Source organism: Mycobacterium sp., from assembly GCF_025965855.1.
Taxonomy (GTDB): Bacteria; Actinomycetota; Actinomycetes; order Mycobacteriales; family Mycobacteriaceae; genus Mycobacterium.
The window spans coordinates 1-22,684 of sequence record NZ_JAOPWB010000350.1 but is presented as its reverse complement, the minus strand read 5'-3'; the positions used below and the strand labels follow the sequence as shown (position 1 = coordinate 22,684).

26 protein-coding genes and 1 other RNA gene are annotated in these 22,684 nt (G+C 65.9%); 15 read left to right on the top strand and 12 right to left on the bottom strand.

Annotation, left to right across the window (positions count from 1 at the left end):
- Window positions 1-9: 9 nt before the first annotated feature.
- Both JWP83_RS30155 and JWP83_RS30150 read right to left on the bottom strand, forming a co-directional pair.
- A complete protein-coding gene (locus tag JWP83_RS30155; RefSeq protein WP_297738940.1) occupies window positions 10-981 on the bottom strand; it encodes an NADPH:quinone oxidoreductase family protein in 972 nt (323 codons plus the stop codon).
- A 22-nt stretch (window positions 982-1,003) separates the two neighbouring features.
- Window positions 1,004-2,002, bottom strand: a complete 999-nt coding sequence (locus JWP83_RS30150; RefSeq protein WP_297738937.1) for an acryloyl-CoA reductase — start codon at window positions 2,000-2,002, stop codon at window positions 1,004-1,006.
- 23 nt (window positions 2,003-2,025) lie between these two features.
- Here JWP83_RS30150 and JWP83_RS30145 point away from each other — a divergent pair, with 23 nt between their 5' ends.
- The gene (locus tag JWP83_RS30145; RefSeq protein ID WP_297738934.1) at window positions 2,026-2,883 is read left to right on the top strand and encodes an oxidoreductase; all 858 of its coding nucleotides are present in this window, start codon (window positions 2,026-2,028) and stop codon (window positions 2,881-2,883) included.
- Between the two features lie 76 nt (window positions 2,884-2,959).
- On the opposite strand, the gene JWP83_RS30140 is transcribed toward JWP83_RS30145, so the two are convergent.
- The 3 genes from JWP83_RS30140 to hisN all read right to left on the bottom strand — a co-directional run bounded on the left by JWP83_RS30140 (window position 2,960) and on the right by hisN (window position 6,479).
- Window positions 2,960-4,165 carry an acyl-CoA dehydrogenase family protein gene (locus JWP83_RS30140; protein ID WP_297738931.1) on the bottom strand — a complete coding sequence of 402 codons (1,206 nt, stop codon included), beginning with the start codon at window positions 4,163-4,165 and terminating at the stop codon, window positions 2,960-2,962.
- A 20-nt stretch (window positions 4,166-4,185) separates the two neighbouring features.
- Window positions 4,186-5,607, bottom strand: a complete 1,422-nt coding sequence (locus JWP83_RS30135; RefSeq protein WP_297738928.1) for an acyl-CoA dehydrogenase family protein — start codon at window positions 5,605-5,607, stop codon at window positions 4,186-4,188.
- Between the two features lie 92 nt (window positions 5,608-5,699).
- Window positions 5,700-6,479 (bottom strand): histidinol-phosphatase, encoded by a 780-nt coding sequence (gene hisN, locus JWP83_RS30130; protein ID WP_297738925.1) that lies wholly within the window; start codon window positions 6,477-6,479, stop codon window positions 5,700-5,702.
- A 100-nt stretch (window positions 6,480-6,579) separates the two neighbouring features.
- Between hisN and JWP83_RS30125 the strand changes: the two genes are divergently transcribed.
- Complete coding sequence (locus JWP83_RS30125; RefSeq protein ID WP_297738922.1) at window positions 6,580-6,909, top strand: hypothetical protein; 330 nt, start codon at window positions 6,580-6,582, stop codon at window positions 6,907-6,909.
- A gap of 172 nt (window positions 6,910-7,081) precedes the next feature.
- Here the strand turns inward: JWP83_RS30125 and JWP83_RS30120 are convergent, their stop codons facing one another.
- Entirely contained in the window at window positions 7,082-8,443 is a 1,362-nt protein-coding gene (locus JWP83_RS30120) for an FAD-dependent oxidoreductase (protein WP_297738919.1), read from the bottom strand.
- 143 nt (window positions 8,444-8,586) lie between these two features.
- Between JWP83_RS30120 and prfB the strand changes: the two genes are divergently transcribed.
- The 11 genes from prfB (at window position 8,587) to JWP83_RS31400 (ending at window position 16,467) form a co-directional block, all read left to right on the top strand.
- A complete protein-coding gene (gene prfB, locus JWP83_RS30115) occupies window positions 8,587-9,705 on the top strand; it encodes a peptide chain release factor 2 (protein WP_297738917.1) in 1,119 nt (372 codons plus the stop codon).
- A complete protein-coding gene (locus tag JWP83_RS30110; RefSeq protein ID WP_297738914.1) occupies window positions 9,695-10,690 on the top strand; it encodes a mechanosensitive ion channel family protein in 996 nt (331 codons plus the stop codon). Before prfB ends, JWP83_RS30110 begins: the two co-directional genes overlap by 11 nt.
- Window positions 10,687-11,163: a hypothetical protein gene (locus JWP83_RS30105; RefSeq protein WP_297738911.1), complete on the top strand. Its 477-nt coding sequence runs from the start codon at window positions 10,687-10,689 to the stop codon at window positions 11,161-11,163. The genes JWP83_RS30110 and JWP83_RS30105 overlap by 4 nt, the downstream gene beginning before the upstream one ends.
- 43 nt (window positions 11,164-11,206) lie before the next feature.
- On the top strand, window positions 11,207-11,896 hold the full coding sequence (gene ftsE, locus JWP83_RS30100) for a cell division ATP-binding protein FtsE (RefSeq protein ID WP_297738964.1): 690 nt from the start codon (window positions 11,207-11,209) through the stop codon (window positions 11,894-11,896).
- Window positions 11,897-12,790 carry a permease-like cell division protein FtsX gene (ftsX, locus tag JWP83_RS30095; RefSeq protein WP_297738908.1) on the top strand — a complete coding sequence of 298 codons (894 nt, stop codon included), beginning with the start codon at window positions 11,897-11,899 and terminating at the stop codon, window positions 12,788-12,790. It abuts the gene before it with no gap.
- 2 nt (window positions 12,791-12,792) lie between these two features.
- A complete protein-coding gene (gene smpB / locus JWP83_RS30090) occupies window positions 12,793-13,302 on the top strand; it encodes an SsrA-binding protein SmpB (RefSeq protein WP_297738905.1) in 510 nt (169 codons plus the stop codon).
- Entirely contained in the window at window positions 13,299-14,144 is an 846-nt protein-coding gene (locus JWP83_RS30085) for an EamA family transporter (RefSeq protein ID WP_367185708.1), read from the top strand. The genes smpB and JWP83_RS30085 overlap by 4 nt, the downstream gene beginning before the upstream one ends.
- Before the next feature lie 33 nt (window positions 14,145-14,177).
- Entirely contained in the window at window positions 14,178-15,023 is an 846-nt protein-coding gene (locus tag JWP83_RS30080) for a maleylpyruvate isomerase family mycothiol-dependent enzyme (RefSeq protein WP_297738902.1), read from the top strand.
- Window positions 15,024-15,112: 89 nt separating this feature from the next.
- Window positions 15,113-15,480: a transfer-messenger RNA gene (gene ssrA / locus JWP83_RS30075) on the top strand.
- Window positions 15,481-15,814: 334 nt separating this feature from the next.
- Window positions 15,815-16,012 carry a hypothetical protein gene (locus tag JWP83_RS30070; RefSeq protein ID WP_297738899.1) on the top strand — a complete coding sequence of 66 codons (198 nt, stop codon included), beginning with the start codon at window positions 15,815-15,817 and terminating at the stop codon, window positions 16,010-16,012.
- Between the two features lie 251 nt (window positions 16,013-16,263).
- On the top strand, window positions 16,264-16,467 hold the full coding sequence (locus JWP83_RS31400) for a helix-turn-helix domain-containing protein (protein WP_367185707.1): 204 nt from the start codon (window positions 16,264-16,266) through the stop codon (window positions 16,465-16,467).
- A gap of 234 nt (window positions 16,468-16,701) precedes the next feature.
- On the opposite strand, the gene JWP83_RS30065 is transcribed toward JWP83_RS31400, so the two are convergent.
- Both JWP83_RS30065 and JWP83_RS30060 read right to left on the bottom strand, forming a co-directional pair.
- Entirely contained in the window at window positions 16,702-17,199 is a 498-nt protein-coding gene (locus tag JWP83_RS30065) for a MarR family winged helix-turn-helix transcriptional regulator (protein WP_297738896.1), read from the bottom strand.
- Window positions 17,200-17,241: 42 nt separating this feature from the next.
- The gene (locus JWP83_RS30060) at window positions 17,242-17,826 is read right to left on the bottom strand and encodes a TetR/AcrR family transcriptional regulator (RefSeq protein WP_297738894.1); all 585 of its coding nucleotides are present in this window, start codon (window positions 17,824-17,826) and stop codon (window positions 17,242-17,244) included.
- Window positions 17,827-18,043: 217 nt separating this feature from the next.
- Between JWP83_RS30060 and JWP83_RS30055 the strand changes: the two genes are divergently transcribed.
- Window positions 18,044-18,790, top strand: coding sequence for a hypothetical protein (locus JWP83_RS30055; RefSeq protein ID WP_297738892.1), 747 nt, complete (start codon window positions 18,044-18,046; stop codon window positions 18,788-18,790).
- The gene (locus JWP83_RS30050) at window positions 18,787-19,689 is read left to right on the top strand and encodes a TIGR03560 family F420-dependent LLM class oxidoreductase (protein WP_297738890.1); all 903 of its coding nucleotides are present in this window, start codon (window positions 18,787-18,789) and stop codon (window positions 19,687-19,689) included. Before JWP83_RS30055 ends, JWP83_RS30050 begins: the two co-directional genes overlap by 4 nt.
- Before the next feature lie 362 nt (window positions 19,690-20,051).
- Here the strand turns inward: JWP83_RS30050 and JWP83_RS30045 are convergent, their stop codons facing one another.
- From JWP83_RS30045 to JWP83_RS30030, 4 genes are all read right to left on the bottom strand, one after another.
- On the bottom strand, window positions 20,052-21,035 hold the full coding sequence (locus JWP83_RS30045; RefSeq protein ID WP_297738888.1) for a sigma-70 family RNA polymerase sigma factor: 984 nt from the start codon (window positions 21,033-21,035) through the stop codon (window positions 20,052-20,054).
- Complete coding sequence (locus JWP83_RS30040; protein ID WP_297738886.1) at window positions 21,032-21,439, bottom strand: PPOX class F420-dependent oxidoreductase; 408 nt, start codon at window positions 21,437-21,439, stop codon at window positions 21,032-21,034. The genes JWP83_RS30045 and JWP83_RS30040 overlap by 4 nt, the downstream gene beginning before the upstream one ends.
- Before the next feature lie 78 nt (window positions 21,440-21,517).
- Complete coding sequence (locus JWP83_RS30035) at window positions 21,518-22,438, bottom strand: SDR family oxidoreductase (RefSeq protein WP_297738883.1); 921 nt, start codon at window positions 22,436-22,438, stop codon at window positions 21,518-21,520.
- 14 nt (window positions 22,439-22,452) lie between these two features.
- On the bottom strand, window positions 22,453-22,684 hold a 232-nt coding region (locus JWP83_RS30030), incomplete at its 5' end, for a hypothetical protein (RefSeq protein WP_297738881.1).

The window sequence follows — 22,684 nt, the reverse complement described above, 5'->3', positions numbered from 1 at the left end:
CCGACGCCGTCACTCGCGGACGCGCACCACGACTTTCCCCCTGGCGCTGCGATTTTCGAGCGATGCGACCGCCGCGGCGGCCTGCTCCAGCGGGTAGACCTCCGGCTTGGGGGGAGGCAGCTGGCCCGAGCTGAGCAGGCGCTCAAGCCCAGCCCACTGCTCGGCCAGCGCGTCCGGGTGCGTCGCCGTCCAGGCTCCCCAGCCCACGCCGACGACGTCAACGTTGTTGAGCAGCAGCCGGTTCACCTTGACGGTCGGAATCTCGCCCCCGGTGAACCCGATGACGAGCAGCCGCCCACCCGGCGCGAGCGAGCGCAGCGAATCGGTGAACCGGTCGCCGCCGACCGGGTCGACCACCACGTCGACGCCGCGGCCACTGGTGAGCTCCTTGACCGCGTCCTTGAACCCCTCGGCCAGCACCACGTCGGTGGCGCCGGCCGCCGTCGCGACGTCCGCCTTGTCTTCGGTGCTGACGACCGCGATGGCGCGGGACGCCCCGAGCAACGACGCCAGCCGCAGCGTCGAGGTCCCGATCCCGCCGGCCGCGCCGTGCACCAGCACCGTCTCGCCCTGGGCCAGCCGGCCACGCACAGTCAGCGCGAAGTACACCGTCAGGTCGTTGAACAGCAGGCCGGCGCCTGCCTCGAAGCTGACGTTGTCCGGCAGCTTGAACACCCGGTCGGGCTGCACGATCGCCACTTCGGCCATGCCGCCGGACAGCATCGTCAAAGCGACGACGCGGTCGCCGGGTCGTACGTGGGTGTTGTCCGGGGCCGACCGCACCACGCCGGCGATCTCGGCTCCGAGCACGAACGGCGGCTCTGGCCGGTACTGATACAGACCGCGGGTCAGCAGCGCGTCGGGGAATGCGGCGCCGGCGGCGTGCACCTCGACGACCACACCGTCACCCGACGGTTCGTCGACCTCGGTCACCTCGATCGCGTCCGGACCGTCTAGCCGAGTCACCCGCGCCGCCCGCATGGTCGGACAGCCTACTGCCGACTCAGAATCCGCCGGCGACCCGCACCACCGCCCGGCCGGTGTAGGCGCCGGCGCGCAGCTGGTCGATCACGCCGGCCACGTCTTTGACGTCGACATCGCTGGTGAGCGAGTCAAGGTGACGCGGCCGCAGCGAGTCGCCCAACAACGCCCACAGCTTCCGGCGGGGGCCGATCGGCAGCTGAACCGAGTCCATTCCCAGCAGCGCGATGCCCCGCAGGATGAACGGCATCACCGTGGTGTGCAACGCGGGACCGCCGGTCAGGCCGCTGGCGGCCACCGCCCCGCCGTAGTCGACGGCGCTGAGCACATCGGCCAGCGTCGCGCCGCCCACACAATCCACCCCCGCCGTCCAGCGCGCCTTGGCCAGCGGCCGCGGTTTGGCGTCGGGATCTTCCGGCAGCCGTCCGATAACCTCCGCGGCGCCAAGCTCTTTCAGCAGATCGGCCGCCGTTTCCTTGCCGCTCGAGGCCACCACCCGATAGCCGGCGGCGGCCAGCAGGTCCACGCTGACCGAGCCGACACCGCCGGAGGCGCCGGTGACGACCACCGACCCGGCGCCGGGGTCGATACCCCAGTCGATCAGCGCCTGCACGCTCATGGCGGCGGTGAAGCCGGCGGTTCCGATCGCGGCGCCCTGGTACGGGCTCAGGTCGCCGAGCGCCACCACCTGGTCGGCCGGCAGCCGTGCGTATTCGGCGTAGCCGCCGTGATGGCCGGTGCCGATCTGGTAACCGTGAGCCAGCACCTTGTCGCCGACGGCGAAGTCGGCTGACTGCGACTCGACCACCTCGCCGGTCAGGTCGATGCCCGGCACGAGGGGGTAGTTGCGCACCACGCCGCCACCCGGCGTCAACGCCAGCGCATCCTTGAAGTTGACACTGGAATACAGGACCCGGATCGTCACTTCACCGGGCGGCAGGTCGGACGGGCTCAGCGTCTCGACCGACGCGGTTATCCGGTCACCATCTTGGCGCGCCACAAGCGCTTGAAACGTGTCCATACCGACGACGCTAATCTCACCCAATGGATTCCTTTCCACTCGGTGGCTTTTCCGTTTCCCGCATCGGCTTCGGCGCAATGCAACTGCCCGGGCCGGGCGTGTTCGGGCCACCGCGCGACCGAGACGGGGCGCTGGCGGTGCTGCAGCGGGCGGTCGAGCTCGGCGGCGACCACATCGACACCGCCCAGTTCTACGGTCCCGACGTCGCCAACGAGCTCATCCGCGAGGCGCTGTATCCCTATCCGGACAACCTGGCGTTGGTGAGCAAAGTCGGCGGGACCCGCGACGAAACCGGCGGCTGGCTACCGGTCAACGAGCCCGCCGAATTGCGCCGCGACATCGAAACCAACCTGCGCGCCCTCGGCGTCGATCGGCTGGCCGCGGTCAACCTGAGGCTCTTCGACAGCGACGGGCCGGATCGCCTGTTCGACGATCAGCTCTCGGTCATGATCGAAGCCCGTGACGAGGGATTGATCGGTGGGATCGGGCTGAGCAGCATCAACCGTGAACACCTGCTGCACGCTCTGGAACGCACCGAGATCGCTTGTGTGCAAAACGCTTTCAATCTCGTTCAGCGAGAGTCGGCCTCGGTGCTGGAGGAATGCACGAGGCGGGGGATTGCGTTCGTCCCGTTCTTCCCGCTGGGGGCGGCCTTCATGCAGCCGAACCCGGTGCTCACCAACCCGCTGGTGGTCGACGCCGCGCAGCGACTCGGCCGCACGCCGGCGCAGGTCGCGCTGGCGTGGACGCTGAGCGTGGCGCCCAACGTGCTGTTGATCCCGGGCACCTCGTCGGTGCGGCACCTGGAGGAGAACATGGAGGCAGCGTCCATCGAGTTGGACGAGGACACCCGCGAACGGCTCAACGCCGTCGCTGCCTAATTCTCGCCGAGCGTGTAATCAGTGCGGAAAATTCGCAGAATTTTCGCAGTGGTTGCACGTTCGGCGCAAAGACCCGCTACTTGAGTTCCGACGATGACAGGCCCAGCAGGCGGCGGGCGACGACCAGCTGCTGGATCTGCTGGGTACCCTCGAAGATGTCCAGGATCTTGGAGTCGCGCGCCCACTTTTCCAGCATTGACTGTTCGGAATAGCCTGCGGTGCCGGCCAATTCGACGGACTTGAGGGTGACGTCGCTTGCCATTCGCCCGGCCTTGGCCTTGCTCATCGACGCCTCTTTGGAGTTGGGGATCTTGTTGTCGGCCTGCCACGCCGCCCGCAGCGACAGCAGGTAGCTGGCCTCCCAGTCGGCCTCCATCCGCAGGAACTCGGCCGCGGCCGCGCTTTGGGCGTGTGACGGTCTGTCGTAGGAGATCTCGACCCCGGCCTCGGTGAGGATCTTGCGGATCTCCTCCAGGGCGGCGCGGCCGACCCCGATGGCCATGGCGGCGACGATCGGCCGGGTGTTGTCGAACGTCTCCATCACCCCGGAAAAGCCCTTTCCAACCTCGATCTCGGGGTTGCCCAGCAGGTTGCCCCTGGGAATGCGGACGTTGTCGAACCGGATCGCCGCGGTGTCGGAACCTTTGATGCCGAGCTTGTGCTCTAGGCGTTCGACGGTGACGCCGGGATGGTCGCGCGGCACGACGAACGACTTGATCGCCGCGCGGCCCGCCGCCTTGCCCAGCGTCGCCCACACCACGATGTGGGTGGCGCGCGAGCCCGCGGTGACGAAGATCTTCTCGCCGTTGATGACATACTCGTCACCGTCGAGCTTGGCGGTGGTGGACACCGCCGCCGAGTCGGATCCGAAGCCGGGCTCGGTGATGGCCATCGCCGCCCATACCTTGCCCAGGCGTTCCAGCTGTTCGTCGGTGGCGACCGCGGAGATGGCCGCGTTACCCAGGCCCTGATACGGGACCGACAGCATCATCGCGACGTCGCCCCAGCAGGCTTCCATCGTCTGCAGCAGCGCGGCCATGTTGGCGCCGTTGTGGTTTCGGTCCCTGCCCTCGTCCTCGTCACGAAGCGCGTCGGCTCCAGCGAACGCAACCGATTTGGAAGCCCCCTCGAACAGGTTGATCAGAGTGTCGAGCTCGACCGGGTAGGCGTGTTCCTTCAGGTCGTACTTGCGCGCGATCGGCCGCATCATCTCGGCGGCACCCTGATGGGTCTTGACGATCACCGACTGCAGCTTGCGGGGCAGTTCCAGATTGATTGCCATGGTTGAACTTTCAGCTCGAATTAAATAACGACAACGCCCTCGGCCACGCCGATGGCCCGCAGGTCGCGGTACCAGCGCTCGACCGGGTGCTCCTTGGTGTAGCCGTGGCCGCCGAGCAGTTGCACGCCGTCCAGGCCGATCTGCATGCCCTTGTCGGCGCCGAGCCGCTTGGCCAGCGCCGCCTCCCGGGTGAACGGCAGACCCTGCTCGGCACGGGCGGCACCGCGCCAGGTGATCAGCCGCAGCCCGTCCAATTCGATGGCGATGTTGGCGCACATGAACGCCACGGCCTGACGATGCGCGATCGGCTCGCCAAAGGCCTGTCGTTCCTTCACGTAGGGCACGACGTAGTCGAGCACCGCGTGCGACGTGCCGACCGCCAGGGCCGCCCAGCCCAGCCGGGACAGCGCGATCGCCTCGGAGTAAGCCTCGTCGTATTGGGCATCCGCCGCATCTGGTTCGCCCAGCCGGGCGCTCAGCGGCACCGACACCCCGGACAGCTCGATCTGGCCCAGGGCGGCCGCGCGGATTCCCATGCTCGGATCCGCCTTGACGGTAAGGCCTTTGGTGGATGACTCGACGATGAACAGCGCGGGCTTGCCATCCAGCTGGGCGCCGACGACGAACAGCTCGGCGTCGGCCGCGGCGGGAACCATCGACTTCACGCCCTCGAGCCGGTAGCCGCTCGGCGTGCGCACCGCGGTGGTCTTCAACCGGGTCGGATCGAACAGCGGTTGCGGTTCGGCGATGGCCACGCAGGCCTGCGGGACGTTGTCGCCGGCGAACTCGTGGAGGTAGGTGGCCTGCTGGTCGGCGCTGCCCCAGTGGGTCAGCGCCGCCGCGACGCCCCCGGGCGCCAGGATCGGCAATGCCAGGCCCATGTCGCCGTAGGCGAGCGCCTCGGCCGCCAGCACGTTGGTCACGCTGGAGCGGTGCGCGGCGATGCCCTCGAAATCCTCGGGGATGTTGATCGCGGTGATGCCCAACTCGGCGGCCTTCGCGATGAGATCGGGCGGGTACGTCGCGGCCTCATCGGCGTCGTGCGCCGCGGGGCGCAGCACCTCCTCGGCGAACTCGTCGAGGGTCTCGACGATCATCTTCTGCTCGTCGTCGGGCGTCAGGTCGAAGTAGTCCTTGCCGCTGGACTTGAGCCGGGTCGGTCCGCCGCGCAGGTTCTGGGCCCGCTTGAACTGGCGGGACGTGGCGGCGGCGGTGGAGAAGATCGTCTTCGTGCCGTAGCGCAGCCCCCGGTTGAGCGGGTCACGCAGGTGGTATTTGTCCAGGAACTCCTGGCCGACGAGCGGGGTGAGCAGCGCCAGGGTGATGTCGATGCCGGTCCGCTTGTGCGGTTGCAGCCCGACGCCGGTCTTGCGGCCGCGCCGCTTGGAGCGTGAGGGGGCGGTCTTTGAAGTCTGTCTCGAACCGGAACGGGTGTCGGTCATTTCAGCAGCCTCTGTCGTTGGGCATTGCGGATAAAGCGTATCTTACTCCGGAGTAAGATAGATGCGACTGCATGTTGACTAATTCACAAAGACTAGGCCTGCAGGCGGGAAAGCACCTGGTCATGCAGCAAGCCGTTTGTGGCCACGGCGCTGCCGGTGTGCGGTCCCGCGGTCCCGTCCAAGCCGGTGAACGTCCCACCCGCCTCGCGCACCAAGATGTCGAGCGCCGCCAGATCCCACACCGAAACCTCCGGTTCGGCGGCGATGTCGACCGCCCCCTCGGCAACCAAGCAGTAGGAAAAGAAGTCGCCGTAGGCGCGCACCCGCCACACGGCATCGGTCAGCTCGATGAAGCGATCCCGCAGGCCGCGTTGCGCCCATCCCCACAGGCTGGAGAACGACAGGCTCGCCGAATCCAGCTGTCCCACTGAGGAAACCGAGAGCGGACGCGGGGGGCCGCCGTCGACCGCGGCGAACGCGCCGCAGCCACGCGCCGCCCACCACCGGCGCCGCAGCGCCGGCGCGCTCACGACGCCGACCGACGAAACGCCGTCCTCGAGCAAGGCGATCAAACTGGCCCACACCGGCACCCCGCGCACGAAGTTCTTGGTGCCATCGATCGGATCGATGATCCATTGCCGCCCGCTGAAGGTCGCGGTTCCACCGAACTCCTCGCCGAGGATGCTGTCTTCGGACCGCTCGCGCCCGAGCACCTCACGCAGGTCCGACTCCACGGCCCGATCCGCGTCGGTGACCGGCGTCAGGTCGGGTTTGGTGTCGATGCGCAGGTCAAGGGCGCCGAATCGGGCGGCGGTGAGCGCATCGGCGCTGTCGGCCAGGGCGAGCGCCAGCGTCAGATCGTCATGGCCCATGCGCACCGCTCCTCCACATCGCTTCGTCCCGCGCAAGCGGGGGGTGCCCCCACCGCATCGTCGCCGGCGCGACTCATGGGAGCAGTCCTACCATGGCCGGATGTGGGAATTCGGTGTGCTGATCCTGCTCGTGGCGGTCTTGGGAGTATTGCTTGCCCAGCGGTTCATCCCGCGCGGCCCCCGCGGTGAGCTGGCGAGCGGGACGCTCCTGGTGACCGGCGTCAGCCCCCGGCCGGACGCCAGCGGCGAGCAATACGTCACCATCGCCGGTGTCATCAACGGGCCCACGGTCAGCGAGTACGCGGTCTATCAGCGCATGGCGGTCGACGTCGAACACTGGCCGACCATGGGCCAGCTGCTCCCGGTGGTGTATTCACCCAAGAACCCGGACAACTGGAGGTTCGCGCCGGCCCAACCGCCCGCCACCTAGGGCCGGTCACCCGCCTCGGCTTCTCGTCAATCACGTTGGGCGGGCCGAACCCTTGATTTGGCCTGTCCGACCAGCACAGGAGAGCGCGATGCTCCGTCCAGCGCCGGCGGTCGTCGTTGGTGTCGCCGGAAGCTCCGTTCTCGCAACGCGTTCGAGCTTTTGAGCCGCCCCGTCAGCCGTGGCTGATGCGCAGCAGCTCGGCCAGGTTCGGCAGCTTGACGCGGGGACGCCCGTGCGGCTCCCCGGCCGCTCGCTCGTGGCGATCGATGACCTCCCAGTGAGCGGAGGTGACCAGCTTCGGCTGGCGGGACGCCAGCCAGTCGGCCAGCTTGTGTGCGTGGTCGTCGGGAAAGTCCGCGAGCTGGTCGGTGCCGGCCAGGTCGCCCAACAGCGTGTCGACGGTGTCCTGGGAGTCCTTCTTATTGGTACCGATCACACCGGTCGGTCCGCGCTTGATCCACCCGACAACGTAGTCGTTGCGGCTGCCGTGCACCCGGCCGGCCGTGTTGGGGATCGTCGCGCTCTTGTCGTCGAACGGCAGCCCGGGGGTGGGCATACCGCGATATCCCACGGACCGCACGACCAACTGGGCCGGGAGTTCCTCGCGTTCGCCGGTGTCCTTGGCCGCCACCCGCCCGCTTTCGTCGCTGACCAGTTCGTTGCGGCCGAGCACGATGCTCTCCACCTTGCCGTCGCCCTTGATCTCGATCGGTGAAGTCAGAAAGCGGAACACTATTCGGCGATGGCCGGGCCGCGGCGCGCGCGCAGCGTAGTCGCGGAACACCTTGATATTCTGCTTCGTCGTCTTGCCCGCCGCGGCCGCGTCCTCGTCGCTGATGCCTTCCAGCTGCGCCGGATCGACGATCACGTCAACCCCCTCGAGATCCGCCAGCTCGCGCAACTCCAGCGTGGTGAATGCCGTCTGCAGCGGCCCCCGCCGGCCGACGACCACCACTTCGTCGACACCGCACGGGCGCAGTGACTCCAAGGCGTGGTTGGCGATGTCGGTGAGGGCAAGCTCGTCGGGGTCGGTCACCAGGATGCGGGCGACGTCCAGCGCCACGTTGCCGTTGCCAATAACGACGGCCCGGGCACCCGACAGGTCCGGGGTCGCCTCCTCGAAGTGGGGGTGCGCGTTGTACCAGCCCACGAATTCGACGGCGGCAATGCTGCCCGACAGGTCCTCGCCGGGGATCTTCAACGACCGATCCGATTGCGCCCCGATGGCATAAATCACCGCGTGGTAGCGCTCGGCGAGTTCAGCGGCAGTCACGTGCTCACCCACCACCACGTTGCCGAAGAAGCGGAACCGGGGGTCTTCGGAGATCTTTTCGAATTGCTTGCTGATCGACTTGATCTTCGGGTGGTCGGGCGCGACGCCGGAGCGGACCAGCCCCCAGGGGGTCGGCAGCATCTCGAGCATGTCGACGGCCACGTCGACGTTCTCCGACGCGTCGGCCGCCTTGAGCAACGACGCCGCGGCGAAGAAACCCGACGGCCCGGAGCCGACGATGGCGACGTGATATGGGCGCATACTCGAGCCTTCTGTTCGTGCCGAGCCGCGCGCGCGAGGGGGCTGAGCGTCGCGGTCCGGGGGTGCACGTAGTGGTCACTTGATGCTAAACGCTGCCGCCCGGACGACGACCTGTCCATTCGTCGCCGGTAACGTGGGCGCCTGTGGAACCCGACCGTCAAGCCGACATCGCCGCGCTGGACTCCACCCTGACCACGGTGGAGCGGGTGCTCGATGTGGACGGTCTACGCAGCCGCATCGAAAAGCTGGAGCACGAGGCGTCCGATCCCAAATTGTGGGATGACCAGGCCCGCGCCCAGCGGGTGACGAGTGAGTTGTCCCACACCCAGGGCGAGCTGCGCCGGGTCGAGGAACTGCGGCAGCGCCTCGACGACCTGCCGGTTCTTTACGAGCTCGCGGCCGACGAAGAAGACGGGGCCGAGGCGGCCAACACCCTCGTGGAGGCCGACGCCGAGCTCAAGGCGCTGCGCGCCGATATAGAAGCCACCGAGGTGCGCACGCTGCTCTCGGGTGAGTACGACGAGCGCGAGGCGCTGCTCACCATCCGTTCCGGCGCTGGCGGGGTGGACGCGGCCGACTGGGCCGAGATGCTGATGCGGATGTATGTCCGCTGGGCCGAGCAGCACAAGTACCCGGTCGAGGTGTTCGACACGTCCTTTGCGGAAGAGGCGGGCATCAAGAGCGCCACCTTCGCGGTGCACGCCCCGTTCGCCTACGGCACGCTGTCCGTCGAACAGGGCACCCACCGGCTGGTCCGGATCAGTCCGTTCGACAACCAGAGCCGGCGTCAGACTTCCTTCGCCGAGGTCGAGGTGCTTCCCGTGGTGGAGACCACCGATCACATCGATATCCCCGACGGTGACGTGCGGGTGGACGTCTACCGTTCCAGCGGCCCCGGCGGTCAGTCGGTGAACACCACCGACTCCGCGGTTCGTTTAACCCACATTCCAACGGGTATCGTCGTGACTTGCCAGAACGAAAAATCGCAACTGCAGAACAAAATCTCGGCAATGCGAGTGCTTCAGGCAAAGTTGTTGGAGCGCAAGCGATCAGAAGAGCGCGCTGAGCTGGACGCCTTGAAGGGTGAGGGCGGCAGCTCCTGGGGCAACCAGATGCGCTCCTACGTACTGCACCCGTATCAGATGGTCAAGGATTTGCGAACCGACTACGAGGTGGGCAATCCGGCGGCCGTTCTGGACGGAGACATCGACGGGTTCCTGGAAGCTGGGATCCGGTGGCGCAACCGAAAAGATGACGACTAATACGACTGTTCTTGCTTCGACCGCTTTGACCAAAGCGCTGGGCTGGCACGAATTCTGGCGCGGCGAAGCCGGCCAATGGATCATTACCCGCGGCCTGCGCATCGTCATGGTGCTGATCGCGGCGGTGCTCATGGCCCGCTTCGTCAACTGGGTGGCGCAGCAGGTGACCCGGCAGCTCAACGAGGGCTTCGCCGAAAGCGACGCGCTGGTGCGCTCGGAAACGTCCAAGCACCGCCAGGCGGTGGCGTCGGTGATCTCCTGGGTGTCCATCGTGGTCATCGGTATCTGGGTCATGCTCCAGATCGCCGAGGTGCTGCAATTTTCGGTGGGGGGACTGGTCGCCCCGGCAACCGTGGTCGGTGCTGCGCTGGGTTTCGGCGCCCAGCAGTTGGTGAGAGATCTGCTTTCCGGATTCTTCATCCTGGTGGAGAAGCAGTATGGGTTCGGAGATCTGGTCACCCTTACCGTGGTTTCCTCAACCGAAGCCAGCGGCACGGTCGAGAACGTGACATTACGAGTGACCCGACTGCGCTCATCGGATGGCGAGGTGTTGACCATCCCGAATGGGCAGATCGTCAAGGTGGTCAACCTGTCCAAGGATTGGGCACGCGCGGTGGTGGACATCCCGGTGTCGATCAACGCCGACCTGAACCGGGTCAACGAGGTCCTGCATCAGGAATGCGAACGCGCAATGGAAGACCCGACGCTGGGGGAATTGCTGTTGGATCCACCCACCGTGATGGGGGTGGAAAGCATCGAAGTCGACACCGTCACCCTGCGTCTGGTGGCCCGCACCCTGCCCGGCAAGCAGTTCGAGGTCGGCCGGCAGCTGCGTGTCCTGGTCATTCGGGCGCTGGCCCGCGTTGGAATCGTGACCGCGGCAGACGCGCGGGTGGGGTTGGTTGAGGACCCGGCCGTCCCGGCCGCCCAAGCCGCCGACGAATTAACCGACGGCAAAGTCCAAGATGCGGTGCAGCGGCGGTGAAGCTCACCCTGAGCATCCCCGAGAGGCGCGGCGAAGATAAACAAGGACGCTGGAGCCACCTCTTCGGCGGCCGCATGCGCACGTCGACGCTGGTTTTGATCGTCGTGTTCTTGGCGGTCTGGTGGCTTTACGACACCTACCGTCCGGAATCGGCTCCCAAGCCGCCGGCCCCGCAGGTGGTGCCGCCCGGCTTCGTGCCGGACCCGAACTACACGTGGGTGCCGCGCAGCCGAGTGCAGCAGCCACCGGCCACCGTCACGTTCACACCGACTCCGACCACGACCCCGAGCACCACCGTGCCGCCGCCCGTCACGACGACCACCACCCCGGCGCCGCCGCCGTTCGTGCTGCCAACGCCCCCGTGCCTGCTGCCGCCGCCCTTCTGCCCGCCCAGCTCGAGCACGACTCCGCCGCCGCCGCTGCTGCCGCTGCCGGGGCCCGGTCCGGTGCCGACGCCGCCACCGGCCAGCTGACTTCGCTTGCCAGCGAAATTCACCGCTACACTGGCGTGCCGTGATGATCACCCTCGACAAGGTCAGCAAGAAGTACAAAGCGTCGGCTCGTCCAGCGCTCGACGACATCAACGTCAAGATCGACAAGGGTGAATTCGTCTTCCTGATCGGCCCCTCGGGTTCGGGCAAATCGACGTTCATGCGGCTCCTGCTGGCCGAAGACTCGCCGAACACCGGTGACATCCGGGTTTCCAAGTTTCACGTCAACAAGCTGCCCGGACGCCACGTACCGAAGCTGCGTCAGGTGATCGGCTGCGTATTTCAGGATTTCCGGCTGCTGCAGCAAAAGACGGCCTACGAAAACGTCGCATTCGCGCTGGAGGTCATCGGCAAGCGCCGGGACGCGATCAACCGGGTGGTGCCCGACGTGCTCGAAACGGTCGGCCTGTCCGGTAAGGCGAACCGGCTGCCGGGCGAGTTGTCGGGTGGCGAGCAGCAACGGGTCGCGATCGCGCGCGCGTTCGTCAACCGGCCCCTGGTGCTGCTGGCCGACGAGCCCACCGGCAACCTCGACCCGGACACCAGTAAGGACATCATGGATTTGTTGGAGCGGATCAACCGCACCGGCACTACGGTGCTGATGGCGACGCACGACCACCACATCGTCGACTCCATGCGGCAGCGGGTCGTCGAGCTGTCGCTGGGCCGGCTGGTTCGCGACGAGCAGCGCGGCATCTACGGGATGGATCGCTAAGTGCGATTCGGCTTCCTGCTCAACGAGGTCCTGACCGGCCTTCGTCGCAACGTCACCATGACGGCCGCCATGATCCTGACGACCGCGATTTCGATCGGCCTGTTCGGCGGCGGCCTGCTGGTGGTTCGCTTGGCCGAACACTCCCGGGCCATCTACCTCGACCGCGTCGAGACGCAGGTCTTCCTCACCGAGGACGTCTCCGCGAACGACCCGTCCTGCAGCAACAACCCGTGCAAGGCCCTGCGGGAAAAGATCGAAGCGCGTGAAGATGTCAAATCGGTTCGGTTTCTTAACCGTCAGGATGCCTACGACGACGCCATCCGAAAGTTCCCGCAGTACAAGGACGTTGCCGGCAAGGATTCCTTTCCCGCGTCGTTCATCGTGAAGTTGAATAACCCCGAGCAGCACAAGGACTTTGACTCCGCGATGCAGGGTCAGCCCGGCGTGCTTTCCGTGCTCAACCAGAAGGATCTGATCGACCGGCTGTTCGCGGTCCTGGACGGCCTGAGCGACGTCGCGTTCGCCGTGGCCCTGGTGCAGGCCGTCGGCGCGATCCTGTTGATTGCCAACATGGTCCAGGTCGCGGCGTATACGCGCCGCACCGAGATCGGGATCATGCGCCTGGTCGGGGCCAGCCGCTGGTACACCCAGCTGCCGTTCCTGGTCGAGGCGATGTTCGCCGCGGCGGTCGGTGTTGCCATCGCGGTCGCCGGGTTAATCCTGGTGCGGGCAACGTTTTTGGATAACGCGCTGAACCAGTTCTACCAAGCCAACCTGATCGCCCGGGTCGATTATGCCGACATCATTTACATCTCGCCGATTCTGTTCCTGCTCGGCGTGTCGATGGCCGCGTTGACCGCGTACGTGACATTGCGCCTCTACGTTCGGCGGTAGCTGTGGCCAAAGACTCGAGCCGGGCCAAGGCGGCGGGCGGCAAGCCCGGTGGCAAACAGATCATCGCTACCAATCGCAAAGCGCGGCACAACTATTCGGTCCTCGAGTTGTTCGAGGCCGGGGTGGCTTTGCAGGGCACCGAAGTAAAGAGCCTGCGGGAGGGGCATGCCTCGTTGGCCGATGCGTTCGCAACCGTTGACGATGGTGAAGTGTGGTTGCGCAACTTGTACATCCCGGAGTATCGGCACGGTAGCTGGACCAATCATGATCCTCGTCGCAATCGAAAGTTGTTGTTACATAGGCAACAAATCGACAGACTGGTCGGCAAGATACGAGATGGTAACCTCGCCCTGATGCCACTGTCACTTTACTTCTCCGAAGGCAAGGTCAAAGTCGAGCTCGCGCTGGCACAAGGCAAGCGAGCGCATGATAAACGCCAGGACATGGCCCGTCGCGATGCCCAACGCGAAGTCCTTCGCGAACTGGGTCGCCGCGCCAAGGGCATGAGCTGATCGGGGCGGCTTACGCCCAGCTGTCCGCCGTTACGTACGGCGTCAGCGATTTCGTGGGCGGTGTGGCCGCTCGGCGGGTGGCCGCGCTGCGAGTGATGCTCGTGGCCTACCCGATCGAGGCAGTATTGCTCAGTGCGCTGGCCATCGCGGTGGGCGGCCCGATTACGCCGGGCGCGGTCGTGTGGGGCGGCCTGTACGGCATCGGCATGGCGTTCGGCATGTGGGCGTTCTTCGCGGCGCTGGGCGCCGGGCCGATATCAGTGGTCTCACCGCTGGCGGCCGTGCTCAACGCCGCGGTGCCGGTGGCGGTCGGTGTGGCGCTGGGCGAGCGGCCCGGGCAGGCGGCGTCGGTGGGCGTCGTGCTGGCTCTGGTCGCCGTCCTGCTGGTCAGCCGCGAGGCCACCGTCGAGGGCACCACGCCCTATCGATTCACCCCGAAGGTGGCCTGGCTCACCGTCGTGGCGGGGTCGGCGATGGGGCTGAACCTGGTGTTCCTTCATCAGGCGCCACACGAGTGCAAACTCTGGCCGCTGATGTTCGCCCGGCTGTCCGCCACCGCGGTGGTGTTCGCCATGGCCGCGATGAGCAAAAACCTGAAGATGCCGCGCGGGAAGCCCCTGAAGCTGGCCCTGGGCGTGGCCGTGCTGGACATCTGCGCCAACGTGACAATGCTGCTGGCGCTGCACACCTGGCTGCTCTCACTGGCCAGCATCTTGATCTCGCTGTATCCGGCGGCCACGGTCGCGCTGGCGATGGTGGTGCTGCGCGAGCGGGTTAGCCGCTGCCAGGGCGTCGGCATGGTGATGGCCATGGGCTCGGTGGCGATGATCGCCGCAAGCTAACCGATCGGCTGGCGATCGGCCTACGATCCGACCATGGCCGACCGCCCCGTCACGCAGCTGGATAAATCCGACGTCCTCTCCGGGCTCTTCGCGGTGTGGGACTCCATCGACGCGCTGCTCGACGGGCTGCCCGAGAGCGACTGGCTGGCGGCGACGCCGCTGCCCGGATGGGACGTGAAGGCCGTGGTGTCGCACATGATCGGGACCGAGTCGTTCCTGGCCGGCGTCCCGGCCCCCCAACCCGATATCGACGTCTCGGCGCTCGACCACGTGCGCAACGACATCGGCGTGATGAACGAGTGCTGGGTGCGCCACCTCAGCGGGGAATCGGGCGCCGGCGTGCTGGACCGGTTTCGCGCGGTTACCAAGGATCGCCGCGCGGCGCTGACCGGGATGACCGACGGGGAGTGGAACGCGATGATGCCGACGCCGGTGGGCCCGGAAAGCTACGGGCGTTTCATGCGCGTACGAACGTTTGACTGCTGGATGCACGAGCAGGACATCCGGGAGGCGTTGTCGCGGCCGTCGTCCGACGACGGGCTCGACTCGACCGCCACGCAACTTTCGCTGGACGAGATCGCGGCCACCATGGGGTACGTGGTGGGCAAGCGCGGCAAGGCGCCCGAGGGTTCGCGCATCCTGTTCGAGCTCACCGGCCCGGCGGCCCGCAGCATCCGCGTCAGCGTCGATGGTCGCGCCCAAGTGGTCGACGACTTCGGCGGCCAAGAACCCACGGCGACGATCCGGCTGGACGGGATGCAGTTCACCAGGCTGTCCGGCGGGCGGCCCATGAGCCCTGCGCGCGCCCAGGACATCGAGCTCGGCGGGGACAAAGGCCTGGCCACCCAGGTCATCGAGCACCTGAATTTTGTGATCTGACCGCGGCCTGGTCGGGAAGGTTATTGCGTTGCCGCGCGTTGATAGCGGCGTACCATAGATTGTCCTGCCGAAAGTCGGCGGGGATGCGAGGGGCTGAACGGCTTCGACTTCGCGCATCGAATCAAGGGAAGCGTGCCGGTGCAGGCAAGAGACCACCGTAAGCGTCGTTGCAACCATATAAGCGCCGATTCAAATCAGCGCGACTACGCTCTCGCTGCCTAAGCGACAGCTAGTCTGTCAGACCGGGAGCTCCCTCGGCCCGGACCCTGGCATCAGCTAGAGGGATCCACCGATGAGTTCGGTCGCGGGACTCATCGGGACACCCACAGCGACTGGGATCGTCATCCTGGCTAGTTCGCGAGACCAGGAGATCCGAGTAGAGACATAGCGAACTGCGCACGGAGAAGCCTTGAGGGAATGCCGTAGGACCCGGGTTCGATTCCCGGCAGCTCCACACAGAAGGTGCTGGTCAGGGCCGCGGGCTCTGGCCAGTTTTCTTTTTCGTCGGCTGTGGCTGACTATCTCCAGCAGAGTTCAATCCTGACAGGGGCTCTGGATAAAGGAGTGCTCATGATCTATCGCCTTGCTATCGGGGTGCTCGCCACTTTGACGGTGGCGATCATCGTCCCTGCCCAGGGCCATGCCGATCCGCCGACGAAGTGTTTGACCAACACTCCTAAGGGCAAGCAGGTCTACGTGCCCTGCGATCTGCTCAACGCCGGCGCCAATTTCCCGCCGGGGCAGCGTTGTCCTCTACCGCTCGAGCAGTACCCGAAAGATGTGGCGGACTGGTGTGGCGAAGGCCCAGGCCTTGCGAGTCCCACGCCCGCGAGTCCTACGAGCCCGACAAGTCCCGCGAGCCCGACAAGTCCCGCGAGCCCGACGACTCCTGCGACCCCGACGACTCCTACGGGCCCGACGACTCCTACGGGTGCGACGAGTCCTACGAACCCGACCAGTCCTACCAGTCCTGCGAGCCCGGGCAGTAGATCGTGAGCATTGACGCCGTCAAGACTCGAAAACGAAACCGCAGGTAACAAGCGGGACTGAGTTGGACCGAAATGGAACGAAACGGCAGTTGAGCAACCAAATTGCCTGATAGAGCATCGGTTTCGATTCCCCGCAGCTCCACTATAAAAGAGCAGGTCAAAGCCATAAAAATACCGAATCGGGTCGCTGCGTCGCTGCTGCGACTCCGGGGAGAAACAGATGCGGCACCGGTGAAACTTGACAGGCACCGGTGAAACTTCCTCGCTGGGTGACAATCAAGCAGGCAGCCGAGTATTACCAAGTCAGCCCGACCCTGATCCGCAGGATGATCGCCCACGAACAACTCGATGCCCGCCGGATCGGTAGGTCGCGGAATTCCGCATCGATGGGGAATCACTGTTGCGGCTCGGCGGCACCAGTACCACCACGTTCTAAGTCGGGCGGTGCCGGTTAGCTGGCCGGCTTCTGATGCTCAACAAGAGTTGTTTGTTAGTGGCTGACACGCGGCCAGGTCAAGAGGCTTTTGGTGCCAACCGTGGCTGCGACCGATGGAGGCGTTCACTTTGTCGGTATATCGGTTGCCATCGCCTGCCAGTTGCCAGACCTTAGGTGCGCGGGCGGGCTTGTGCGCGCGCTAGTCGTCCGCGCGGCGTGGGTCCGCGGTGGCGGCTTGGGACCACGGTAAGTGTTAACTGTGTCGGGGTGCTGCTGCGAGGTGACGGTAGCCGGGGTGCACACCCGGGGTGAGGCCATGCTGTTCGGCGATGATGGCAAGCGACTCCTGCAATGCGGTGCGCTGTTGAGGAGTCAAGCTGGCGGTCAGCAGCTGTTCGTGCTGGCGAGCGAGCCTCGAAAGTCGCACCATTAATTCCTCGCCCTGGGGAGTGAGGTGCAGCGCGTGTTGGCGCCGGTCATTGGGGTTGCGACGCCGCTCGACATAACCGCGTTCCTCTAGGTCGTCGAGGAACGCCACCATTCGGCTTGGCAGCAAGCCGAAGTGGCTGCTCAGCGTTTGTTGGCTCTGGCCGGGCTCGACTGAGATGGCGCGTAGGATGCCGGCCTGCGCAGCCGTCAACCCTTCCGGCGAGATCCGTTCGGCGAACATGTCCGCGGCGTGCTGACCGACCTGCGCAAGCAGGAACGCAACACCACCGGGACTGTGATTTCGGGGCCGTGCGGAAGGCATCGGATGATCGTACCTTCTGTGAATCGTTGGGGATCGAAACCGTTATCGACCCGCTTCGCGGCGACCATATCCGGCCAATCCTCGATCGAGCTGGGCGAACGCCACACTGGCTTGCCGGCGGACTTCTCGAACTATCTGCGTCGGCGGCGTATCGGCGAGTAGAGCGTTGCGAACGTGGCGCACTAAGGCGTGGTGCACGCCCATCAGGGCGTTGGCGATGACCCACGCCTGCAGCTCGTCGCCGTGTGCCGCTACCTGCTCGACGATGAGGGTGGCGAGCAGGTCGGTGTAGTGGCCGTAGATCTGTTGTTCTCGGCTGAGCAGCGCCGGGCTTGACTCAATGATCTCGGCGACGGTGCGCAGCCGGCGAATCTGCTCGGGCGCAGCGGATGTCAGCGAGCCGTTCATCGTCAGCACAAGGGTGCGGAACGCTTGCGAAATTGACTCTTGCAACGCACGGTGGCGGAGCGCATCGAGGAGGCCCCGCTCGAATCGTTCGAGCCCGTGGAAGATCAGGGCGTCTTTGGTTGCGAAATGATTGAACACCGTGGCCGGCGAGACGTTGGCTCGCCGGGCGATCTCGACCATGGTGACGTCGTCGTAGGCGCCCTCGGCGAACAGCGCCACCGCACATTCTTCGATCAGCTGCCGGGTGCGCCTGGTCTTGTCCTTCCGGGTGCCGGTGAGTTGCTTCACCACCCGATCATACTGCTGCCGCTAGAGCAACTCTAGATAATCGACGCGTGCAGCTGCTGCATGGGAGCACCTTCCAATACCTGCGCTACAGCATATTTCGTTTCCGACGACGTTGCATGATGCGCCTAGGTGACATATCGTTCGCTACATGAACGATTCAACCAAGCAAGTAAGCGATGTCGGTAACCGGCGACGACAGCAGGGTGGACCCCCGTTGGTGCTGGTCGGCGGGATGGCGTTGGGGCTCTTCATCGGTGGCCTGCTGATCAGCGCCGCGCTCGGTGGGGTGGTGCCCTCGCCGTTCAGTTCCACCGCGGTGGTGCAGGGATTTTTCCGTGACCACCCGACGGCCGTGCAGGCTGGGGGTATCTTCTTGTTCGCATCCTCGGTCCCGCTGCTGATCTATGCGTCAACCGCAACTGCCCGGCTGCGTCAACTGGGCGTCACTGCGCCGGGGGCCACGATCGCCCTGGCCGGCGGGACGGTGGCATCGATGACGCTGGCCCTATCCGGTCTGCTTCAGTGGAGCCTGTCGCGACCTGAAGGCAGCGCTGACGCTGCCGTGGTGCGGGAGATATCGATGCTGGCCTTTTTGGTCGGTGGTCCCGGACATGTGGTGCCCCTGGGCTTGCTCGTCGCCGGGATCGCTGTGCCGTCACTGATCGTCCGACTGGTTCCCCGACCGGTCGCCTGGGCGGGCTTGGTCATCGCGGTCATCGCCGAATTGAGCACGCTGGCACTGGTATCGCCGTCCCTGGCCATCCTGCTTCCGATCGCCCGTTTCCCCGCCCTGATCTGGCTGGTTGTTGCCGGCGTGCTGCTGCCACACCAGCGGCGCCGAACACAAGTGCTCAGAACGCCGGCCGGCAGCACAGTCGGCAGGACACCCCAGTGACCGCGCACCCCTCGCCTGCGGTGATCAGGCTCAGTGTCAACGTCACCAATTTCTCCTGGCCTGCTGGACCAGCCGCGCTGCGTCCCCAGCTGAGCTCGCTGGCCACGGCACTCGACGCGGCCGGGGTGCACACCCTGTGGGTCGGCGATCACCTCTGGCAAGCCGACCCCACGTGCAGCCCCGAAGAGCCGATGCTGGAGGCATACACCACCCTGGGATTCCTGGCCGCCTCCACGACCCGACTCCGGCTCGGGACGATGGTCAGCGCCGCGACATTCCGGGCGCCGGCGTTGCTCATCAAGGCCGTCACCACCCTCGATGTCCTCTCCAGCGGCCGAGCCTGGCTGGGGATCGGCGCCGGCTACAACCGCGACGAAGCCCAAGGCGTGGGTTTGTTCCTCCCCCCGGCCGCCGAGCGGTTCGCCCGGCTGACCGAGCTGCTGCAGCTCGCGGGTCAGATGTGGGACGGCGACCAGGCGCCGTTCCATGGTCAGCATTACCGACTCGAGCGGCCCATCAATAACCCGCTGCCACTCAGTATTCCGCGGATCCCGGTGTTGATCGGAGGCACCGGCGAGCGGCGCACTGTGCGTCTGGTCGCCGAGTACGGCGACGCCTGCAACTTTTTCGACATTCCCGACGGGGGACAGACCCTCCGGCACAAGTTCGAGGTCCTCGCTGCTCACTGCGCAACCGTTGGTCGGTGCTACGACGACATCGAACGCACCGTCACCACCGCGCTACTACCCGACGAGTCCGCCGAGCACCTGGTCGACCGCTGCCGCGCCCTGAACGCCCTCGGCGTGAACCACGTCGTGCTCATCGCACGCGGTCGGCCATGGCAGCCCACCGACATCGATACCATCTCCCGCACCGTCGCCCAGCTCACCGCGGCCTGACCGGAAGCACAGCGATGTCAACGAAATGACCAGCAACCTGGCGGCTGACGCCAACGCCCGCAACCGTTCGACCGCCGGTGGCTCGTACTGGCCGTCATCCCCGTCGCACAGCTCATGACCTCGTTGACGCCACGATCGTGAACTTCGCCCTGCCGTCGGTGCCATCCTCTGTGGCCTTCGACGACAACGCCCGAGCCAGATTGTCGTCTGTGGGGGTAGCCGTAATGCCGGAGAACGGCAGATTGGTTCCTCGCCCAGGCGGCGGCGGCAAATGGCGATTCAGGCCGGCGTAGCCCACACGCCGCTGAATCCCTTCGCTCGCAGGAGGGCTCATCGCCCGGACCTGACGGTCGAGGATCTTGCTAGCCGACCTGCGGGAGATCGAACATGGTGACCAGGCCCGGATCGTCGAATACGACGATCCGGCTGATGCCGGTGGCAGTGACGGTGAGCACAGCGATCCCGAATGCATGCAAGCTGCCGTCCTCGCCTCTGCGGTAGGCAGCAGCGGCGGGCTGGCCGTTCGCGTCGATGGCCAGCATGCGCCAGTCGCCGGGCGATCCCAGAACCTGGGTCGCGATGAACGGCAGGCAGGTTTTGCGGCCGGCGAACCAGGTCCGGGATCCAACCATCTCCAGTGCAGCGTCTTGCCGGAGTGCCTTTTCCAACATTGACGGGTCGGCGTTTTCGAAAGCAGCGATGTACTGCTCAAGCAGTGCGCGGGCTTGCGGTTCGGTCGGTTCGATGACGTCGTCAGCGGTCGGCGCCGCCTCTTTGATCCGGGCGCGGGCTCGCTGCAGCGCGCTCTTGACGGCGGGGATGCTGATGCCGAGCATGGTGGCGACTTCAGCGGCCGGGAAGGCGAGTACGTCGCGCAGTATCAGTACCGCGCGCTGCTGCGCCGGCAAGTGCTGCATGCTGGCGACAAGCGCCAACCGCAGACTCTCTCGCAACGCGACGACGGCTGCAGGATCGTCGGATGGCGAGCTCACCGAAGCAGTCGAAATCGGCTGGAGCCACGCCACTTCCGGCCCCGCCGCGACGGGCTCAACGTAGGGGTTGTCGGCGGGACCACCGAGCGCCGACGGCAATGCGCGTCGGCTGCGATGTTGCAGGGCGGTTAGGCAGGCGTTGGTGGCGATCCGATAGAGCCACGTACGTACTGACGACCGGTTTTCGAATCCACCGTAGGACCGCCACGCCCGCAGGTAGGTCTCTTGGACGATGTCCTCGGCGTCGTGCACGGAGCCGAGCATCCGGTAGCAATGCGCCATCAGTTCGCGCCGGAACGGCTCGGTGTCGCGGGCGAACTCTTCGTCGCTCGCCGTGAGATCGACGGCACTCATGCGGTCGCGGGTACGGGTGGCCACTGGTAGACCTTCTCCGGTGTGATTCGCACGATCAGTCGATCGGCCTCGGGCTCGGGAGGCGGCGCGGTGCCGCCCATGTACCTGTCGTACATCTCATGCAGCAATGACTTCTCCGGGTCCTCGGTGATATCGACGGTACCGCGGATCTCGACGTACCGGCCTGTGTTGGTGTCCCGGACCAGCAGGCTGATCCGTGGGTCGCGCAACATGTTTCGTGTCTTCAACCGGCCCTTGATGGTGCTGAACAGCACCGTGTCGCCGTCACGCTTGACGAAGATCACCGACGACTGCGGGCGGCCATCGACATTTGACGTTGCAATTGTTGCGACGTGCGGCCCGTCGAGCACCGCCCGCGCCACCTCGTTGAGGTTTAGTGTCATCGCCGTTCCTTTCGTTAACGAATCCTGCATCTGTGGGTCTGGGTGCCCTCGGGAGTGTGGAAGCGGTCTGCCGCGGGGTCAGCCCGCCGTGCCGGCGGACTCCCAGCTCGAGGCCCACAGTTGGGACGCGGCCGCCTCGCCGCGGAATACGCCGGCGTTCCGCCGGACGAACTCGGCAAAGGTTGTGGGGGTCACCCCGAACACCCCATGCGTGCTGAGGTCGACGCTCGATTCGTCGCTGCCGTTGCGCCGTTCGCTGAACAGTTCGTCCATTGCGTCGGCGAAGTATGCGGGGATCCCGTCCGCAAGCAAAGTGTTCCGGTAATCCGCCGGATCGGTGTCAATGTAGCGAACCGGTCGGTCGATGGCCGAGGAGATTCGTTCGGCGATCTCGTTCGTGGCCAGTGCTTCAGGACCGGTCATCTCGTAGCGTTTGCCCTCGTGACCGGTACCGCGTAACAACGCGACCGCGACTCGGGCGATGTCGTCGATGTCGACCGGCGACAGTTTCGCATCAGCCATCGGCAGATTCAATGTGCCGCCGCACAGGATCGTGGGCACCTCACGCAGGAAGGTCTGCATGAATGTGCTGGGGCGCAAATGGGTCCAGGCCACGCCCGAGCCCTCCAGATACTGTTCGATTTCAGCGTGCATCCGAGCGAACCGAAACTTCGCGTCGCTCCAACACCCCATACCCGAGAGCTTCACGATGTGACGAACGCCGGCACGCTTGGCGGCGTCAATGAAGGTGCACTGCGTTTCGAGCATGTGTTCGTCCGGCCCCGAGATCATCAGAGCCCGCTCCACGCCATCGAGAACACCGTCGAGCGTCGCCGGTTTAAGCATGTCGCCCTCGGCCACCTCGACGGTGTCCGGAATGCTGAACACCGCGGCCTTGGCCGGATCTCTCACCAGGGCCCGCACCGGCAACCTCGTGTCCACACACGCGCGGATCACCGCGGACCCACTCAAACCGGTCGCCCCTGTCACAAGAATCATGCTGTCGTCGTCCTTTACTCCAGCTGCTGCCGCGATGCCGTCACGGCACTTCCACATGAATAGACCGGCGAGCCGCCGGAAAAGAATCGCTGGCGCCAAGGGGCCAGGGCATGCTGTGTCGGGGCTGTCCGATTAACGGTGGATCCGACCTTGGCATTTGTTAGTTGCCGGTCGGGGTGATCCGGCCGTTGAAGGTGATTGCGAACGCGTTTAGTGCGGGCTTCCACCTCATTGCCCATCGTGCCC

What these genes read in the sequence shown, in the direction of transcription:
- JWP83_RS30155 (WP_297738940.1), bottom strand. Translation starts at nt 981, where the DNA reads ATGCGGGCGGCGCGGGTGACTCGGCTAGACGGTCCGGACGCGATCGAG.
- JWP83_RS30150 (WP_297738937.1), bottom strand. Translation starts at nt 2,002, where the DNA reads ATGGACACGTTTCAAGCGCTTGTGGCGCGCCAAGATGGTGACCGGATA.
- JWP83_RS30145 (WP_297738934.1), top strand. Translation starts at nt 2,026, where the DNA reads ATGGATTCCTTTCCACTCGGTGGCTTTTCCGTTTCCCGCATCGGCTTC.
- JWP83_RS30140 (WP_297738931.1), bottom strand. Translation starts at nt 4,165, where the DNA reads ATGGCAATCAATCTGGAACTGCCCCGCAAGCTGCAGTCGGTGATCGTC.
- JWP83_RS30135 (WP_297738928.1), bottom strand. Translation starts at nt 5,607, where the DNA reads ATGACCGACACCCGTTCCGGTTCGAGACAGACTTCAAAGACCGCCCCC.
- hisN (WP_297738925.1), bottom strand. Translation starts at nt 6,479, where the DNA reads ATGGGCCATGACGATCTGACGCTGGCGCTCGCCCTGGCCGACAGCGCC.
- JWP83_RS30125 (WP_297738922.1), top strand. Translation starts at nt 6,580, where the DNA reads ATGTGGGAATTCGGTGTGCTGATCCTGCTCGTGGCGGTCTTGGGAGTA.
- JWP83_RS30120 (WP_297738919.1), bottom strand. Translation starts at nt 8,443, where the DNA reads ATGCGCCCATATCACGTCGCCATCGTCGGCTCCGGGCCGTCGGGTTTC.
- JWP83_RS30110 (WP_297738914.1), top strand. Translation starts at nt 9,695, where the DNA reads ATGACGACTAATACGACTGTTCTTGCTTCGACCGCTTTGACCAAAGCG.
- ftsE (WP_297738964.1), top strand. Translation starts at nt 11,207, where the DNA reads ATGATCACCCTCGACAAGGTCAGCAAGAAGTACAAAGCGTCGGCTCGT.
- JWP83_RS30080 (WP_297738902.1), top strand. Translation starts at nt 14,178, where the DNA reads ATGGCCGACCGCCCCGTCACGCAGCTGGATAAATCCGACGTCCTCTCC.
- JWP83_RS30065 (WP_297738896.1), bottom strand. Translation starts at nt 17,199, where the DNA reads ATGCCTTCCGCACGGCCCCGAAATCACAGTCCCGGTGGTGTTGCGTTC.
- JWP83_RS30055 (WP_297738892.1), top strand. Translation starts at nt 18,044, where the DNA reads ATGAACGATTCAACCAAGCAAGTAAGCGATGTCGGTAACCGGCGACGA.
- JWP83_RS30045 (WP_297738888.1), bottom strand. Translation starts at nt 21,035, where the DNA reads ATGAGTGCCGTCGATCTCACGGCGAGCGACGAAGAGTTCGCCCGCGAC.
- JWP83_RS30040 (WP_297738886.1), bottom strand. Translation starts at nt 21,439, where the DNA reads ATGACACTAAACCTCAACGAGGTGGCGCGGGCGGTGCTCGACGGGCCG.
- JWP83_RS30035 (WP_297738883.1), bottom strand. Translation starts at nt 22,438, where the DNA reads ATGATTCTTGTGACAGGGGCGACCGGTTTGAGTGGGTCCGCGGTGATC.